Genomic DNA, 13,971 nt, shown 5'->3' with positions numbered 1-13,971 from the left:
AAAATAGAAATTAAATCGACTATTTATAAAAATTTCGGAACATAAATGAGTAAACCTACAGCAATTGCAGCTAAGGCGGCAAATAGTACGGCACCGGCGGCTATATCTTTGATAAAACCAATTCGGTCATGAAATTCAGGATGCACAAAATCGGCTATTTTTTCCACAGCGGTATTCAAGCTTTCAATGCCTAATACCAAGCCAAAAGCCAACATTTGCATCATCCACTCGTAACGGTCGATTTCAAAGTAAAATCCGGCGATAATCATGATGATAGCCAATGAAAACTGCACCATCACACTGTGTTCGGTAGTAATGAGTTTTATCGCCCCTTTAAAGGCATAACCAACACTTTTTAATCTTCCGGTGATGAAGGAATTGTCTTTTTCAAAGGCCATGGGCTTACTTATAGTGCTGCTAAAGCAGATTCATAGTTAGGTTCGTTGGCTATTTCTGCAACCAATTCGGTGTGTTTTACCGTGCCGTTTTCGTCAATTACAACTACAGCTCTTGCGTGTAAACCTGAGAAAGCACCTTCAGTGATTTCTAAGCCATACGTTTTCCCAAAATTTCCGGTATTGAAATCGGAAAGATTGATGACGTTGTCTAAACCTTCGGCACCACAAAAGCGTTTTTGGGCAAAAGGCAAATCTCGGGAAATACACAATACTTTAGTGTTTTCTAAAGCACTCGCTTTAGCGTTAAAAGTTCTCACTGAAGTGGCACAAGTACTGGTATCAATGCTGGGAAAAATGTTTAATACCAATTTACTTCCGGCAAAATCAGCCAAAGAAGCGATGGCTAAATCTTGTTTTACTAATTGAAATTCAGGGGCTTTTGACCCTACTTTTGGTAACGAACCATTGGTGTTTATGGGGCTTCCGCCCAAGGTAACTACTGCCATTTTTTTACAATTTTTGAATGCCAAAAGTAATGAAAATATTGGGAATTACGAATTACGAATTATGAATTACGTATGGGAAGTTGAGATAATTGAAAAAACATTTGGTTTGTATTATTGTTTTATCGTAATATTGCAATATAATAATTTAAAGAAATCATGGGCGCATCAAAATCAGAATCATTTTCAGCAGAACACAACGAGATGGCAACCTTGTTTAAAGCACTATCACATCCGGCGCGAATTGCTATTGTCGATTATCTGTTGACGGTTGAAAGTTGTATCTGCGGCGATATTGTCAACGAATTACCCTTGGCACAACCAACCATTTCCCAGCATTTGAAGGAATTGAAAAACGCGAACATCATCAAAGGAACCATTGAAGGAACCGCTATTTGTTATTGCATCAATCCGGATACGATTGATAAAATCGAAAACCATTTTGGTATGATTCGCCACAAACTCAAAAACAAATGTTGTTAATTATAAGGGAAAAGGGAAAAGGGAAGAGTTTCTTTCTAACAATCTAAGAAGTCTAACAATCTAAGAAGTCTAACAATCTAACAATCTAATTATGAAATTATCACAAATTAAAAAAGAATTAAAAAGCCTGTCAACCATAGCTTTCCAATTGCCTAACGGTGACTTGGTTCCCAATCATTTTCACGTAACCGAAGTGGGCAAAGTGACCAAACATTTTATCGATTGCGGTGGCGTAGTTCGAAAGGAAGAAGTAGTGAATTTTCAACTCTGGGAAGCCAATGATTATGACCACAGATTACATCCAGAAAAGTTGGTCCATATTATAGAATTGTCAGAAGCCAAACTTCAAATTCCCGATTTAGAGATAGAAGTCGAATACCAAATGAAGGACACTATTGGTAAATTCAATTTAGATTTTGACGGCACTAATTTTTTATTGACTTCAAAACAAACCGATTGTTTGGCTAAAGATAATTGTGGAATTCCGGCAGAAAAAATTAAAACTAAAATAGGCGAGTGGAAACCAAAGGAAACTTCTTGTTGTTCGCCTGATTCGGGTTGTTGTTAATTAAATAGTCTTAAGTTCACCAATAAAATTATAATAAACAATACGAATATGTTCGAAAATTTATCAAAAACTATAAAATCCATTGCTGAAATTGCTGTTTCAAATGATCGAAAGGAGGTTTTGAATCCCTTAGTGGATTATATTCAAAACAAAGTGAATTCTGAGGATGAGATTCGTTTGAATTTTATTTGCACCCACAATTCGCGCAGAAGTCATTTGTCTCAAATTTGGGCTCAAACGATGGCATCTCATTTCGGAATTCAAAAGGTATTTTGCTATTCGGGCGGAACCGAAGCTACGGCGATGTTTCCCAAAGTGGGCGAGACGTTGTCCAATCAAGGCTTTCGAATCCAAAAGTTGAGTCAGGAATCAAATCCGGTTTATGCGGTTAAATTTTCGGATAATCAACATCCGATTGTTTGTTTTTCTAAAGCTTATTTCGACGAGTTTAATCCGAAAACTCATTTTGGTGCCATCATGACGTGCAATAATGCCGATGAAGGTTGTCCGATGGTTTTGGGTGCCGAAGCAAGATTCCCCATAAAATATGATGATCCGAAAGCCTTTGACGGTACGGACTTGATGGATGAAAAATACGCAGAGCGCAGTTTGCAAATTGCTTCTGAAATGTTTTATGTTTTTTCCAAATTAAAAAAATAAACCTATGAAAAAAAGACTGGGATTTTTAGACCGATTTTTAACGTTGTGGATTTTTTTAGCCATGTTACTTGGCGTCGGTATTGGCTATTTTATTCCGAATTCTGATGATTTTATCAATTCGTTTTCTTCCGGTACGACTAATGTTCCTTTAGCGATTGGGTTAATCCTAATGATGTATCCGCCGCTGACGAAAATCGACTTCTCGAAAGTCCCGCAAATGTTTAAGCAGCCTAAATTACTAACCGCTTCCTTTTTGATCACGTGGATAGTCGGACCTTTTTTGATGTTTTTACTGGCAACATTTTTCCTCAAAGATTATCCCGAATACATGACCGGCTTAATCATTATTGGCATTGCGCCTTGTATTGCGATGGTGATTGTTTGGAACGAATTGGCCGAAGGCAACCGTGAATTAACGGCCGGTTTGATTGGGATCAATAGTTTGTTGCAAGTTTTTTTCTTTAGTTTATATGCTTATTTTTATTTAGAAATCATGTTGCCGTTATTTGGCATAAAAGGATTAGAACTAAATATCACAATAGCCGAGATAGCCCAAACAGTTGGGATTTACCTCGGTATTCCTTTTGTTTTGGCGGTTGTTAGTAGGTATGCCATTAAGCAATTTATAGGTGACAAATGGTTCAACCAAAAGTTCCTTCCGTTTGTTTCACCAATTACTTTAATTGCATTGCTTTTCACTATAGTAGTAATGTTTAGTTTGAAAGGCGAAATGATAGTCGATTTACCTTTAGATGTTATTCGAATAGCCATTCCGTTAGTTGTTTTTTTTGCTGTAATGTTCTTCTTGATGTTTTTTGTCTCGAAGAAAATTGGTGCGAATTACCGAGATGCAGTTGCTTTATCATTTACCGCATCAGGTAATAATTTCGAGTTGGCGATAGCGGTTTCCATCGGCGTGTTCGGGATTAACAGCGGACAAGCATTCGCAGGAGTAATTGGTCCGTTGGTGGAAGTACCGGCGTTAATTATTTTAGTCAATGTGGCTTTCTGGCTTAGAAAAAAGTATTTTACAAAAAACATTTAAATCTTATGGAAAGAAAAGAACATTGGGAAAACGTATTTTCCACCAAGACTGAGAAAGAGGTGAGTTGGTATCAGCAATATCCTAAAACTTCCGTTGATTTTATAACTGCTCTACACTTGCCTTTGGATGCAAAAATCATCGATATTGGCGGAGGCGACAGTTATTTGATGGATGCTTTGTTGGATTTAGGTTACACCAATTTGACTTTGCTCGACATTTCGGCGAATGCTATTGAAAGAATTAAGAATAGGTTAGGCGAAAAGGCAGCTAAAGTTACTTTTATCGTTTCGGATGTTCTGGATTTCAATCCTTCGAAGCAGTATGATTTTTGGCATGACCGAGCTTGCTTTCATTTTTTGACCCAAGTTAATGATATAGAGAAGTACTCAAGTATTGTTAGTCGGGCTTTAGCCAATGACGGAAAGCTTTTTATAGGTACTTTCTCGGATAACGGACCAAAAAAATGCAGTGGTTTGGAAATTTCACAATACAATATGGAAAGTTTGCGTTTGGTGTTTGAAAAAGACTTTGACTTAACGGGCTGTTTTGCCGAAGATCATCCAACGCCTTTTGATACTACACAGAACTTTTTGTTTTGTGGCTTTAAGCGAAAATAAACATGAAAAATATATTAGTTTTATGTACCGGTAACAGTTGCCGAAGCCAAATGGCACAAGGGTATTTGGCACATTTTGCCAATCCCGATAAAGTAAGGGTTTATTCAGCCGGAGTAGAAACTCATGGAGTCAATGCTTTGGCTAAAGCCATCATGAAAGAAGATGGTGTTGATATTTCGAAACACACTTCCAATAATGTAGATGAATATTTTGACATTCCGTTTGATTATGTAATCACGGTTTGCGATAATGCTAAAGAGCGTTGCCCTTTTTTTCCAACCCAAGCCATAAAGTTGCACCACAATTTCCCTGACCCATCGAAAGTAAAAGGTTCTACGATGGAAGTGATAGAAGAATTTAGGAGAGTAAGAGCAATGATTAAAGACTATTGCAAAACCTTTGTAAATGAAAACCAACTCAATTGAGTTGGTTTTTTATTTTAAACAGTACCAAGTTTATAAATCATATTTTTCACTAAATTTGATAGTGTAAATAATTGATTATGAATATTCTTTATAGGTTTTTAATCATTGCTTTTCTGTTGGTTTTGGGCTCTTGTAAAAAGGCAGAAACTGATGAAGCAAAGCCTTTGGTCGGTAAAACAATTTATGGCTGTGCACCGGCAATAACGGATGCAGAATGGTTTAAATCGAATAAAGTGGCTCCGTTATTTAAAGGAATGGAAGTACTGCATTACCCGGTTACTACTACCGATAAAAAAGTACAGCGCTATTTTAACCAAGGATTGGCTTTGGCCTATGGTTTTAATCACAATGAAGCCGCGAGGTCATTTTATTATGCAGCAAAACTAGATCCCAATTGTGCCATGGCATATTGGGGTTATGCTTATGTTTTGGGCCCAAATTATAATGCGGGTATGGATCCTGATAATTATCAAAAGGCTTATGATGCCATACAAAAAGCGATAAAATTAGCGGATAAAGTTACTCCCAAAGAAAAAGATTTGATTACGGCTTTGGCCAAAAGATATACTGCCAAACCCGTTGATGACCGTAAACCGCTCGATTTGGCCTATTCAAAAGCTATGCAAAGGTTAACCGATAAATATCCCGAAGATTTAGACATTGCCACTTTGTATGTTGAATCGGTTATGGACATGCATCCTTGGGATTTGTATGATAAGTCGGGGAAACCCAAAGAATGGACTCCCGAAATCGAAAGCTTACTCAATAAAATCTTAACCAAGAATCCGCGTCATATTGGTGCCAACCATTTTTACATCCATGCGGTAGAATCCTCCGACACGCCCGAAAGAGGAAATACTGCGGCCAAGCTTTTTGATGAAGGTCTTTTTGCCGACTCGGGACATTTGGTACACATGTCATCACACATTTATATCCGTACGGGAGAATACCACAAAGGAACTTTAGCCAATATCAACGCGGTTAAAATTGACAGCGCTTATGTAACATTGTGTCACGCTCAAGGGGCTTATCCATTGGCTTACTATCCGCATAATTATCACTTTTTGGCTGCCACGGCAACTTTGGAAGGAAATTACCATTGGGCCAAACTAGGCGCAGCACAAACCGCCAAATTGGTTCATCCTCAAAACATGATTCAACCCGGTTTGGGTACACTTCAACACTATTATGTGATTCCTTATTTTGTGGCGGTAAAGTTTGGGAAATGGGAAGATATCCTTAAAATGAAATTGGTTTCGGATACTTTGACTTATCCGTCTGCTGTGGCGCATTATGCAAAAGGAATGGCTTTTTTAGGAAAAAAGAATATAAACAATGCCAAAAAAGAATTGGCCACGCTTGAAAAATTAACTCAAAACCCAATGATGAAACAAATGACCATTTGGGAAATCAATTCGATGGCGGATATATTGCAAATTGCGGTTCACGTTTTGAGAGGAGAAATTTTGGCTTCAGAAAAGAAATACAATGAAAGTATAACCGAACTTAAAGCGGCCGTTGTTATTGAAGACAAACTGAATTATAACGAACCGCCGGATTGGTTTTTCTCGGTGCGGCATCATTTAGGTGCTGTACAAATGGAAGCCGGAAAATACAAAGAGGCGATTGTAACTTATCAGGAAGATTTGAAGCAACTCAAAAATAACGGTTGGGCGCAACACGGCCTTTTGTTTGCTTACCAAAAACTCAATGACCTGAAAAAGGTAAAAGAAACTCAGACCTTATTAACCAAAAGCTGGGCCACGGCAGACATTAAGATAGAAACCTCCAGAATAAAATAAAAAAAGCCGACTCTTTTGAGTCGGCTTTTTTTATTTGTTTGCATTGATTATACGTGTAATGCTCTGTTGTCTGTAGCGGCTAAAGCTGCTTCTTTAATGGCTTCTGCGAAAGTCGGATGCGCATGAGACATTCTGGATATATCTTCGGCTGAAGCTCTGAATTCCATTGCGGTTACGGCTTCAGCAATCAAATCGGCACAACGTGCACCAATCATGTGAATGCCTAAAACTTCGTCTGTTTTGGCGTCGGCTAAAATTTTAACGAAACCGTCAATATCGCCACCGGCACGAGCTCTTCCCAAAGCTTTGAAAGGGAAACTTCCGGCTTTGTAGTTAACTCCGTCAGCTTTTAATTGCTCTTCGGTTTTACCCACAGCAGCTACTTCAGGCCAAGTGTACACTACACCCGGAATTAAGTTATAATCGATGTGTGGTTTTTGACCTGCTATGATTTCAGCAACAAGCGTTCCTTCTTCTTCGGCTTTGTGGGCCAACATGGCACCGCGAACTACATCACCAATCGCGTAAATATTCGGAATATTGGTTTGTAAATGATCGTTTACTTCAATCATACCTCTTTCGGTAACTTTTACACCGGCTTTATCGGCAGCCAATCCGTCAGTATAAGGACGACGACCAACGGCTACCAAACAATAATCGCCTTCAAAAGTTACGGTATTGCCTTTAGCATCATCGGCTAAAACCGTTACGTTTTTACCTTTTCGGGTTACTTCTTTTACCTTGTGAGAAGTGTAGAATTTCATGCCTTGTTTTTTCAGAACTTTGGTTAGCTCTTTAGACAAACCGCCATCCATACCCGGAATAATTCGGTCTAAGAATTCGATGACCGAAACTTGAGCGCCTAATCTTAAGTACACTTGTCCTAATTCAATTCCGATAACGCCACCACCAATGATGATTAGGTGTTTCGGTACTTCAGGTAATTTCAAGGCTTCGGTAGAAGTGATTACTCTTTCTTTGTCTAATTTGATAAACGGCAACGTTGATGGTTTTGAACCTGTTGCGATGATGATATTTTTTCCTTCGATTACATCTGATGAACCGTCGGCTTTGGTTACTTTAACATGTGTAGCATCTTCAAATGAACCTAATCCTTCGAAAACGGTGATTTTGTTTTTGTCCATTAAAAACTTCACACCACCGCTGGTTTGGTCCACTACCGCTTGTTTGCGGGCAATCATTTTTTCTAAATTTACTTTTACTTCGCCCGAAACTTCGATACCGTGGTCAGCAAAGTGTTGCAATTCTTCATAATGATGAGAAGAGGCTAATAAAGCTTTGGATGGAATACAACCTACATTCAAGCAAGTTCCTCCTAAAGTACTGTATTTTTCAATGATAGCGGTTTTGAAACCCAATTGGGCACAACGAATAGCCGAAACATATCCGCCCGGCCCTGAACCTATGATGACAACGTCAAATGAACTCATGATAGTATATAAATTAGTGTGTTTTATTTTTTTGCGTCACAAAATTACAGTTTTTATTTCACTAAAAAGAGAAATTCTTTGCTTAAAAACTATAGTTCATTTCATATTGTAAATGCCGTGGTATTTTTAACTTCCCCAATCATGAAAGTGCTGTGTGTACTGCCAATGTGTTGCAGTGTAGTCAGTTTGGTTACCATAAATTCGCGGTAAGCTTCCATGTCTTTGACACATATTTTTAAGATATAATCGTAATCACCACTAACGTGAAAACACTCTAAAACTTCGTCAAGTTTTACTACTTGGTGTTCAAAAGTGGTTAAGAATTCTTTGGTGTGTTGAATCAATTTGATATGACAAAAAACTACAAAACTTTTATCAATTTTATTCCGATTCAGTAAGGCTACATATTGATCAATGATGCCTTCGCGTTCGAGTTTTTTGATGCGTTCGTATACGGCAGTAACGGAAAGATTTAGTTTTACCGACAGCTCTTTGGTGGTTTTTTTAGTGTCTTGTTGGAGCAGGGCGAGGAGTTTTTTATCAGTAGTGTCCATTTAAAGAGTAATGAGTTTGGTTTTAGTTTTAAAATCTAGGATTGATTGAAATTTACATCAAATATAGTATTAAAAACTAACTTTCGTATTAAAGATAGATTTTTATTCTATAAATAAATATTTGTATTGATTATTAATCTATATATGTTCAATTTTGAATTGTTAAATATATATCCTAATGAACTACGAACAATCTACTTTAGAACCTTTTCATCCTGCCGATAAAATCCAGGATTTGCAATACTTCGGAGAGTTTGGAGGCGTGAATCCTTCTATCTCTGATAGCTCGACTTATACTTTTCTTTCGGCCAAAACCATGTTTGATACTTTTGAAGGCAATGCCGAAGGTTGTTATTTATACTCACGCCATTCTTCGCCTATGAATTTGTATTTAGGACAAGCTTTGGCTGCGATGGAAGGTACGGAAAGTGCCAACGTTTCAGCCTCCGGTATGGGTGCGATTACGCCTGTTTTGCTCCAGTTGTGTGCTGCCGGAGATGAGATTGTCTCCAGCCGCACCATTTACGGAGGAACGTATGCTTTTATGAAAAACATGTTGCCCAAATGGAATATCAAAACCCGTTTTGTGGATATTACCAAATTGGACCAAGTAGTTGCCGCGATTACGCCCAATACAAAAGTGTTGTATTGTGAAACGGTAAGCAATCCGTTATTGGAAGTAGCCGATATAGAAGCTTTAGCGATTATTGCCAAAGAGCACAATATTAAATTAGTCGTTGACAATACTTTTTCGCCTTTATCTGTCGCTCCTGCTAAGTTGGGTGCCGATGTAGTAATTCACAGTTTGACTAAGTTTATCAACGGCAGTAGTGATACCGTTGGTGGCGTGGTTTGTGCTTCGCAGGATTTTATCAATGATTTGAAGAATGTAAATGACGGTGCGAGCATGCTTTTGGGGCCAACGATGGACAGTCTTCGGGCTTCCAGTATTTTAAAAAACTTACGCACATTACACATTCGCATAAAACAGCATAGTCATAATGCCTTGTATTTGGCTCAAAAATTTGAACAAGACGGTTTGAAAGTCGTTTATCCCGGTTTGCCGAGTCATCCGAGTCACGAATTGTATGCGAGTATGATCAATCCCGAATACGGTTTTGGCGGCATGATGACGATTGATGTAGGTACTTTGGATAAAGCCAATGAATTAATGGAATTAATGCAACACAGAAACTTGGGTTACTTGGCGGTAAGTTTGGGCTTTTATAAAACACTATTTAGCGCTCCTGGAACTTCTACTTCGAGTGAAATTCCTATGGAAGAGCAACAAGAAATGGGGTTGACAGACGGATTGATCCGTTTCTCTATTGGGTTAGACAACGATATTGAACGCACTTATCAAATGATGAAACGGTGTATGACTGAACTGAACGTTTTTTAAATTTATAGTTTGAATTGTTAAAATATTGGACTGTCGACTTTAGTCTTTAATTTCTTTTTTTAACAAAGCAATTTCGGCCTCTGTGTACCCTAAATCTTTAGCGGCCTTGATAACTTTTTGAGTGTTTAGCTCCTTTAGAGGCAAATAAAAAACATAGTCAGAACCCAAACCGGCAAACGGTGAATCTGATTGTTTTTTTTCTTGAGAAAGTAAACCTTTTGTTATTTTTAAAACTTCTTTTAAACCTCTTTCTTCATCAAATTGGATAATGAGTTCGGGCATATTAGGTGGAATTAAGGTTGATGGCATATTGGCTATGTTGGGAAGATATTCAACAAAAACGTTCCAGGAACTTTCGTCTTTTACTGTAGCCATAATTTCTCCCAAATTAGAAACTGTACAGGTTGAAATATCGGTAAATAAGAGTTGGTGTGTTTTATCTAAAGCCGGTTTGCCTATTTTTTGAAGAATTTTGGTAGCTTCTGTTTCTAAACCATTGCCATGATTGGTATGGATATTTAATATTACCAAGCAAATATTAATCAAGATTTCCTGAGGTTGATTTTTTTGAATGTCTTTTAATTTTTCTGATTTTTCCTTGGCAGGTATTTTTCCGTCTCCAAAAATACTTACCATATTAAAATTTTCAGGAGTATAAGGGAAATCTAAAAAGTTAGGTACACAAGTAAAGTAATAAGCCAGTTTTTCGTAGTGTTCTTGTTGGGTAGCTTTATTTTGCTCTTCATAAAAGCGCGCTATAGCTCTCAGTATTTCAGGTTCATCGGGTTTGATTTCTAGAAGGGATAAATACTCATTTTCGGCCTTGTCGTATTGTTTTAAACTATTGTAGTTTTGTGCCAAATTGTATTTTGCTACCAAACTATAATCCGGTACTTGGGTCAGTTTTTCAAATACAATATTCGATTTTTCGAATTCATTTTTGGTTTGCAGTACTCGCCCAAACAGGTATTGATTGTTGAAATCATCAGGTAAAAGAGAAGTCAGGTACTCCAAATCCGTTAAGGCGTTATTCAGATTTTCGCTTTTGAATTGTTCTTCCTCAAAAGGTAGGGCATTCTTTCCGGAAGTGAAGATACTATTACCGTCAATATTTTTTTGGCCAACACCATTTTCATACAGTTCCAATTGCATCGATATTCTTTGCTTAATCAAATCAGGAAAACTGCCAAATTTTGAAATGGCTTTGTCAATAATTTCCAATCCTTCTAAAACCTTTCCGTTTCTAAATAAACTCATCCCGTAAATCAAATGCGACTCAGTACAATTTTCATGAGTGTCATAAATTGCTTTGGCAATCAACACCGCTTCGGAACTGTTATACTGATTGACAGCATTGATGGCTTTGTCTAATTCTGCAAGTACTGTATCATCACACTTTGCGTAACTATAAGGCAGTTGCTTGTAATCAAAAACGGTTCTTTTAAAGGGTTGAGAAAAAATAGTATTACTGATATTGGTTAGTAATATAAGGTAAAGTATTTTTTTCATGTTGAGGTGCTTATGTCTTAATTTAATTTGACTCCAAAATAGATAATCAAAACCAAATATAGTTATATTTTACCCCGGAAAAATAAAATACTTTTTTCAAAGATTATTATTTAGTTGTAATTAAATACTTCACCAAATTGTATAACTTTATCATTTGTAAATAATTAGCTTGATGACTAAAAGTTACTTCTGTTGTATTTTCCTTGTATTGTGTTTGTGCACTCAAGCACAAATAATCAATTTTCAGGATATCAATTTTAAAAACAAGCTGTTGACAGCCACCGTAAATAACGGAACTGCGGTTGGTAGTGACAACAATTTTATAGTAATTGATGCCAACAACGATAACGAAATTGAAGCGGCTGAGGCCATGGCAGTTTATCAACTTGATTTGAGTAATTCCTCAATTGTTTCCTTATCGGGAATAGAAAACTTTATGAACCTGAGTTGGTTAAATTGTAACTATAACAATTTGACTTTATTACCGTTAGGCAGCTTAAATAATTTAAACGGAATCAGTTGTATGAATTGTGGTTTAACATCGCTCCAAGGCATTGAGAATCTGCCCCATTTGCAAAGTATTAATTTTTCCAATAATCCAATAACGGCTGTGGATTTGCAAAACCTCCCCGCATTGTGGAGAATTTGGGGCGAAAATACTTCGCTGACTACCATTAACCTTTGCGGAACACAAGTTCGATTTTTATGGATTGCAAACAATCCCTTTTTAACCAGTTTGTATCTAAAGAACGGAATAGTGTCTAGTGATTTTGCCAGATATGGCAGACAAGTGCCGCCACCGTTGCACAATTTTGAGTTTGGCAACAATCCGTTGCTGAATTATATTTGTTATGATGAAGGTGAATTCGATGCCGTGTTTTACGGGATTAATTTTAATACGACAGGCAAAACCCTAACAACAGATTGCAATAGCACTTGTGCTTTATCGGTTCCCAATACTCTCAGCACAGTTAACTTTTCCATTTATCCCAATCCAACCAACGGAAAGTTGAATCTGGTCTTATCACCTCAAACAATTGTTAAAGCCGGTTTTATTTATGATATGTTAGGTCAAAAAGTAGTAACTTTCGATAGTGTTGCTATCGATGTTGGTTTCTTATCCCAAGGCACTTATTTCATTACCTTGGAAACCAACCAGGGAATGGCAACCCAACCCTTTGTGAAATTATAATTAAACGAAATGAAAAAGTGCTTTGTACTCTTAACCATGATGGGGGCAATATCAGTAACTGCCCAAACCGATAGTCGCTTTTATGCTATCATTGACGCTGTTTCTGCCCAGCGCCTTGAAAAAGACATCCGCACTTTAGCCGATTTTGGTACCCGAAATACCTTTAGTGACACGCTTTCCAATACACGAGGGATTGGAGCAGCGAGACGTTGGATCAAAGCCGAATTTGATAAGATAGACAAGGAGTGTAAAAATTGTTTAGATGTCTTTTACCAAAAGGATTTGGTTACGCCTAAAGACGGCAGCAGAATTCCCAAAGAAGCCTATGTTGTGAATGTGGTGGCTATTCAAAGAGGAACCAAATATCCCAATCGTTTTGTGATTATGACCGGCGACATCGACAGTCGCAATTCTGATACAATGGATTATACCAATGATGCGCCGGGTGCCAACGACAATGCTTCGGGCATGGCCGGAACTATAGAAGCCGCCAGAGTGTTGTCTAAATACAGTTTTGAAAATAGTATTATTTACTTAGGATTGTCAGGTGAAGAACAAGGTTTGTTTGGCGGAAAAGGTTTTGCGGAATTTGCCAAAAAGAACAATTGGGAAATTATAGGTGTTTTAAACAACGATATGATAGGAAACATTGAAGGTGTAGACGGCGTAATCGACAATAGAACTTTCCGCATATTTTCAGAGCCAACACCGGTAACCGAAACCGAAAAAGAAAGAAACCAACGCCGTTTTTATGGCGGAGAAGTAGATGGGATTTCCCGTCAATTGGCGCGTTACATTCATAAATCAGTGACGACCTACATGCCCGAAATGAATCCGATGATGGTGTATCGTTTAGACCGATTTGGTCGTGGCGGACATCACCGTCCGTTTAATGATTTGGGTTATCCGGGTGTTCGCATTATGGAAGCCCACGAAAATTACAATCGCCAACACCAAAATACCAGAGTTGAAAACGGAATTAATTATGGCGATGTTATTGAAGGCGTCAATTTTGAATATGCCAAAAAGCTCACCGCTGTCAATGCTATTGTACTAGCCGGTTTAGGTTGGTCACCACCGGAACCTAAAAATGTCACTATTGGCGGCGTTGTTGAACCTAATACCAAACTCAAATGGGACAAAGTGGCCGATGATTCCGTGATAGGCTACAAAATTTATTGGCGTTTGACCACTGCTCCACAATGGGAAAATAGTCGGTTTGTTGGTAACGTGGATGCCTTTGAATTGAAAGGAATTGTAATTGATAACTATTATTTTGGGGTAGCCAGCGTACACAAAAACGGACAAGAAAGTGTTGTAGTTTTCCCATCGGCAGTAATGCGCAGTACCGGTAAATAATGA

15 protein-coding genes are annotated in these 13,971 nt (G+C 37.8%); 10 read left to right on the top strand and 5 right to left on the bottom strand.

Annotated features, from left to right (window positions below):
* Window positions 1-23: 23 nt before the first annotated feature.
* Together P7V56_RS10350 and tpx are read right to left on the bottom strand one after the other, a co-directional pair.
* Window positions 24-398 (bottom strand): diacylglycerol kinase, encoded by a 375-nt coding sequence (locus P7V56_RS10350; RefSeq protein ID WP_171221763.1) that lies wholly within the window; start codon window positions 396-398, stop codon window positions 24-26.
* A gap of 8 nt (window positions 399-406) precedes the next feature.
* Window positions 407-904: a thiol peroxidase gene (gene tpx, locus P7V56_RS10345; protein ID WP_171221762.1), complete on the bottom strand. Its 498-nt coding sequence runs from the start codon at window positions 902-904 to the stop codon at window positions 407-409.
* Window positions 905-1,060: 156 nt separating this feature from the next.
* Here tpx and P7V56_RS10340 point away from each other — a divergent pair, with 156 nt between their 5' ends.
* From P7V56_RS10340 to P7V56_RS10310, 7 genes are all read left to right on the top strand, one after another.
* Window positions 1,061-1,384 carry an ArsR/SmtB family transcription factor gene (locus P7V56_RS10340; protein ID WP_171221761.1) on the top strand — a complete coding sequence of 108 codons (324 nt, stop codon included), beginning with the start codon at window positions 1,061-1,063 and terminating at the stop codon, window positions 1,382-1,384.
* A gap of 91 nt (window positions 1,385-1,475) precedes the next feature.
* Entirely contained in the window at window positions 1,476-1,952 is a 477-nt protein-coding gene (locus tag P7V56_RS10335; RefSeq protein ID WP_171221760.1) for a DUF6428 family protein, read from the top strand.
* A gap of 48 nt (window positions 1,953-2,000) precedes the next feature.
* The gene (locus P7V56_RS10330; RefSeq protein ID WP_171221759.1) at window positions 2,001-2,612 is read left to right on the top strand and encodes an arsenate-mycothiol transferase ArsC; all 612 of its coding nucleotides are present in this window, start codon (window positions 2,001-2,003) and stop codon (window positions 2,610-2,612) included.
* Between the two features lie 4 nt (window positions 2,613-2,616).
* Complete coding sequence (gene arsB, locus P7V56_RS10325; protein ID WP_171221758.1) at window positions 2,617-3,657, top strand: ACR3 family arsenite efflux transporter; 1,041 nt, start codon at window positions 2,617-2,619, stop codon at window positions 3,655-3,657.
* Window positions 3,658-3,662: 5 nt separating this feature from the next.
* On the top strand, window positions 3,663-4,274 hold the full coding sequence (locus P7V56_RS10320; RefSeq protein WP_171221757.1) for a class I SAM-dependent methyltransferase: 612 nt from the start codon (window positions 3,663-3,665) through the stop codon (window positions 4,272-4,274).
* Window positions 4,275-4,276: 2 nt separating this feature from the next.
* Complete coding sequence (locus P7V56_RS10315) at window positions 4,277-4,699, top strand: arsenate reductase ArsC (protein ID WP_171221756.1); 423 nt, start codon at window positions 4,277-4,279, stop codon at window positions 4,697-4,699.
* 77 nt (window positions 4,700-4,776) lie between these two features.
* The gene (locus P7V56_RS10310) at window positions 4,777-6,501 is read left to right on the top strand and encodes a tetratricopeptide repeat protein (RefSeq protein ID WP_205959336.1); all 1,725 of its coding nucleotides are present in this window, start codon (window positions 4,777-4,779) and stop codon (window positions 6,499-6,501) included.
* A gap of 47 nt (window positions 6,502-6,548) precedes the next feature.
* On the opposite strand, the gene lpdA is transcribed toward P7V56_RS10310, so the two are convergent.
* Both lpdA and P7V56_RS10300 read right to left on the bottom strand, forming a co-directional pair.
* Entirely contained in the window at window positions 6,549-7,952 is a 1,404-nt protein-coding gene (gene lpdA, locus P7V56_RS10305) for a dihydrolipoyl dehydrogenase (protein WP_171221755.1), read from the bottom strand.
* 101 nt (window positions 7,953-8,053) lie between these two features.
* A complete protein-coding gene (locus tag P7V56_RS10300; RefSeq protein ID WP_171221754.1) occupies window positions 8,054-8,506 on the bottom strand; it encodes an Lrp/AsnC family transcriptional regulator in 453 nt (150 codons plus the stop codon).
* A 178-nt stretch (window positions 8,507-8,684) separates the two neighbouring features.
* Between P7V56_RS10300 and P7V56_RS10295 the strand changes: the two genes are divergently transcribed.
* A complete protein-coding gene (locus P7V56_RS10295) occupies window positions 8,685-9,908 on the top strand; it encodes an aminotransferase class I/II-fold pyridoxal phosphate-dependent enzyme (RefSeq protein WP_171221753.1) in 1,224 nt (407 codons plus the stop codon).
* A 39-nt stretch (window positions 9,909-9,947) separates the two neighbouring features.
* Here the strand turns inward: P7V56_RS10295 and P7V56_RS10290 are convergent, their stop codons facing one another.
* Window positions 9,948-11,417: a tetratricopeptide repeat protein gene (locus P7V56_RS10290; protein ID WP_171221752.1), complete on the bottom strand. Its 1,470-nt coding sequence runs from the start codon at window positions 11,415-11,417 to the stop codon at window positions 9,948-9,950.
* Window positions 11,418-11,688: 271 nt separating this feature from the next.
* Here P7V56_RS10290 and P7V56_RS10285 point away from each other — a divergent pair, with 271 nt between their 5' ends.
* Both P7V56_RS10285 and P7V56_RS10280 read left to right on the top strand, forming a co-directional pair.
* Window positions 11,689-12,609, top strand: a complete 921-nt coding sequence (locus P7V56_RS10285; protein WP_171221751.1) for a T9SS type A sorting domain-containing protein — start codon at window positions 11,689-11,691, stop codon at window positions 12,607-12,609.
* A 9-nt stretch (window positions 12,610-12,618) separates the two neighbouring features.
* Window positions 12,619-13,968 (top strand): M28 family peptidase, encoded by a 1,350-nt coding sequence (locus tag P7V56_RS10280; RefSeq protein WP_171221750.1) that lies wholly within the window; start codon window positions 12,619-12,621, stop codon window positions 13,966-13,968.
* Window positions 13,969-13,971: the final 3 nt, after the last annotated feature.

Origin of the sequence: Flavobacterium sp. IMCC34852 (assembly GCF_030643905.1) — a bacterium.
Taxonomy (GTDB): Bacteria; Bacteroidota; Bacteroidia; order Flavobacteriales; family Flavobacteriaceae; genus Flavobacterium; species Flavobacterium rivulicola.
The sequence above is the reverse complement of the archived record's forward strand: the minus strand, read 5'-3'. Positions and strand labels throughout refer to the sequence as shown.

Excerpts from the sequence above, each read along its gene's own strand:
- arsB (WP_171221758.1), top strand. The coding sequence starts at position 2,617 with ATGAAAAAAAGACTGGGATTTTTAGACCGATTTTTAACGTTGTGGATT.
- P7V56_RS10335 (WP_171221760.1), top strand. The coding sequence starts at position 1,476 with ATGAAATTATCACAAATTAAAAAAGAATTAAAAAGCCTGTCAACCATA.
- P7V56_RS10300 (WP_171221754.1), bottom strand. The coding sequence starts at position 8,506 with ATGGACACTACTGATAAAAAACTCCTCGCCCTGCTCCAACAAGACACT.
- tpx (WP_171221762.1), bottom strand. The coding sequence starts at position 904 with ATGGCAGTAGTTACCTTGGGCGGAAGCCCCATAAACACCAATGGTTCG.
- P7V56_RS10295 (WP_171221753.1), top strand. The coding sequence starts at position 8,685 with ATGAACTACGAACAATCTACTTTAGAACCTTTTCATCCTGCCGATAAA.
- P7V56_RS10330 (WP_171221759.1), top strand. The coding sequence starts at position 2,001 with ATGTTCGAAAATTTATCAAAAACTATAAAATCCATTGCTGAAATTGCT.
- P7V56_RS10280 (WP_171221750.1), top strand. The coding sequence starts at position 12,619 with ATGAAAAAGTGCTTTGTACTCTTAACCATGATGGGGGCAATATCAGTA.
- P7V56_RS10350 (WP_171221763.1), bottom strand. The coding sequence starts at position 398 with ATGGCCTTTGAAAAAGACAATTCCTTCATCACCGGAAGATTAAAAAGT.
- P7V56_RS10315 (WP_171221756.1), top strand. The coding sequence starts at position 4,277 with ATGAAAAATATATTAGTTTTATGTACCGGTAACAGTTGCCGAAGCCAA.
- P7V56_RS10340 (WP_171221761.1), top strand. The coding sequence starts at position 1,061 with ATGGGCGCATCAAAATCAGAATCATTTTCAGCAGAACACAACGAGATG.
- P7V56_RS10310 (WP_205959336.1), top strand. The coding sequence starts at position 4,777 with ATGAATATTCTTTATAGGTTTTTAATCATTGCTTTTCTGTTGGTTTTG.
- lpdA (WP_171221755.1), bottom strand. The coding sequence starts at position 7,952 with ATGAGTTCATTTGACGTTGTCATCATAGGTTCAGGGCCGGGCGGATAT.
- P7V56_RS10290 (WP_171221752.1), bottom strand. The coding sequence starts at position 11,417 with ATGAAAAAAATACTTTACCTTATATTACTAACCAATATCAGTAATACT.
- P7V56_RS10320 (WP_171221757.1), top strand. The coding sequence starts at position 3,663 with ATGGAAAGAAAAGAACATTGGGAAAACGTATTTTCCACCAAGACTGAG.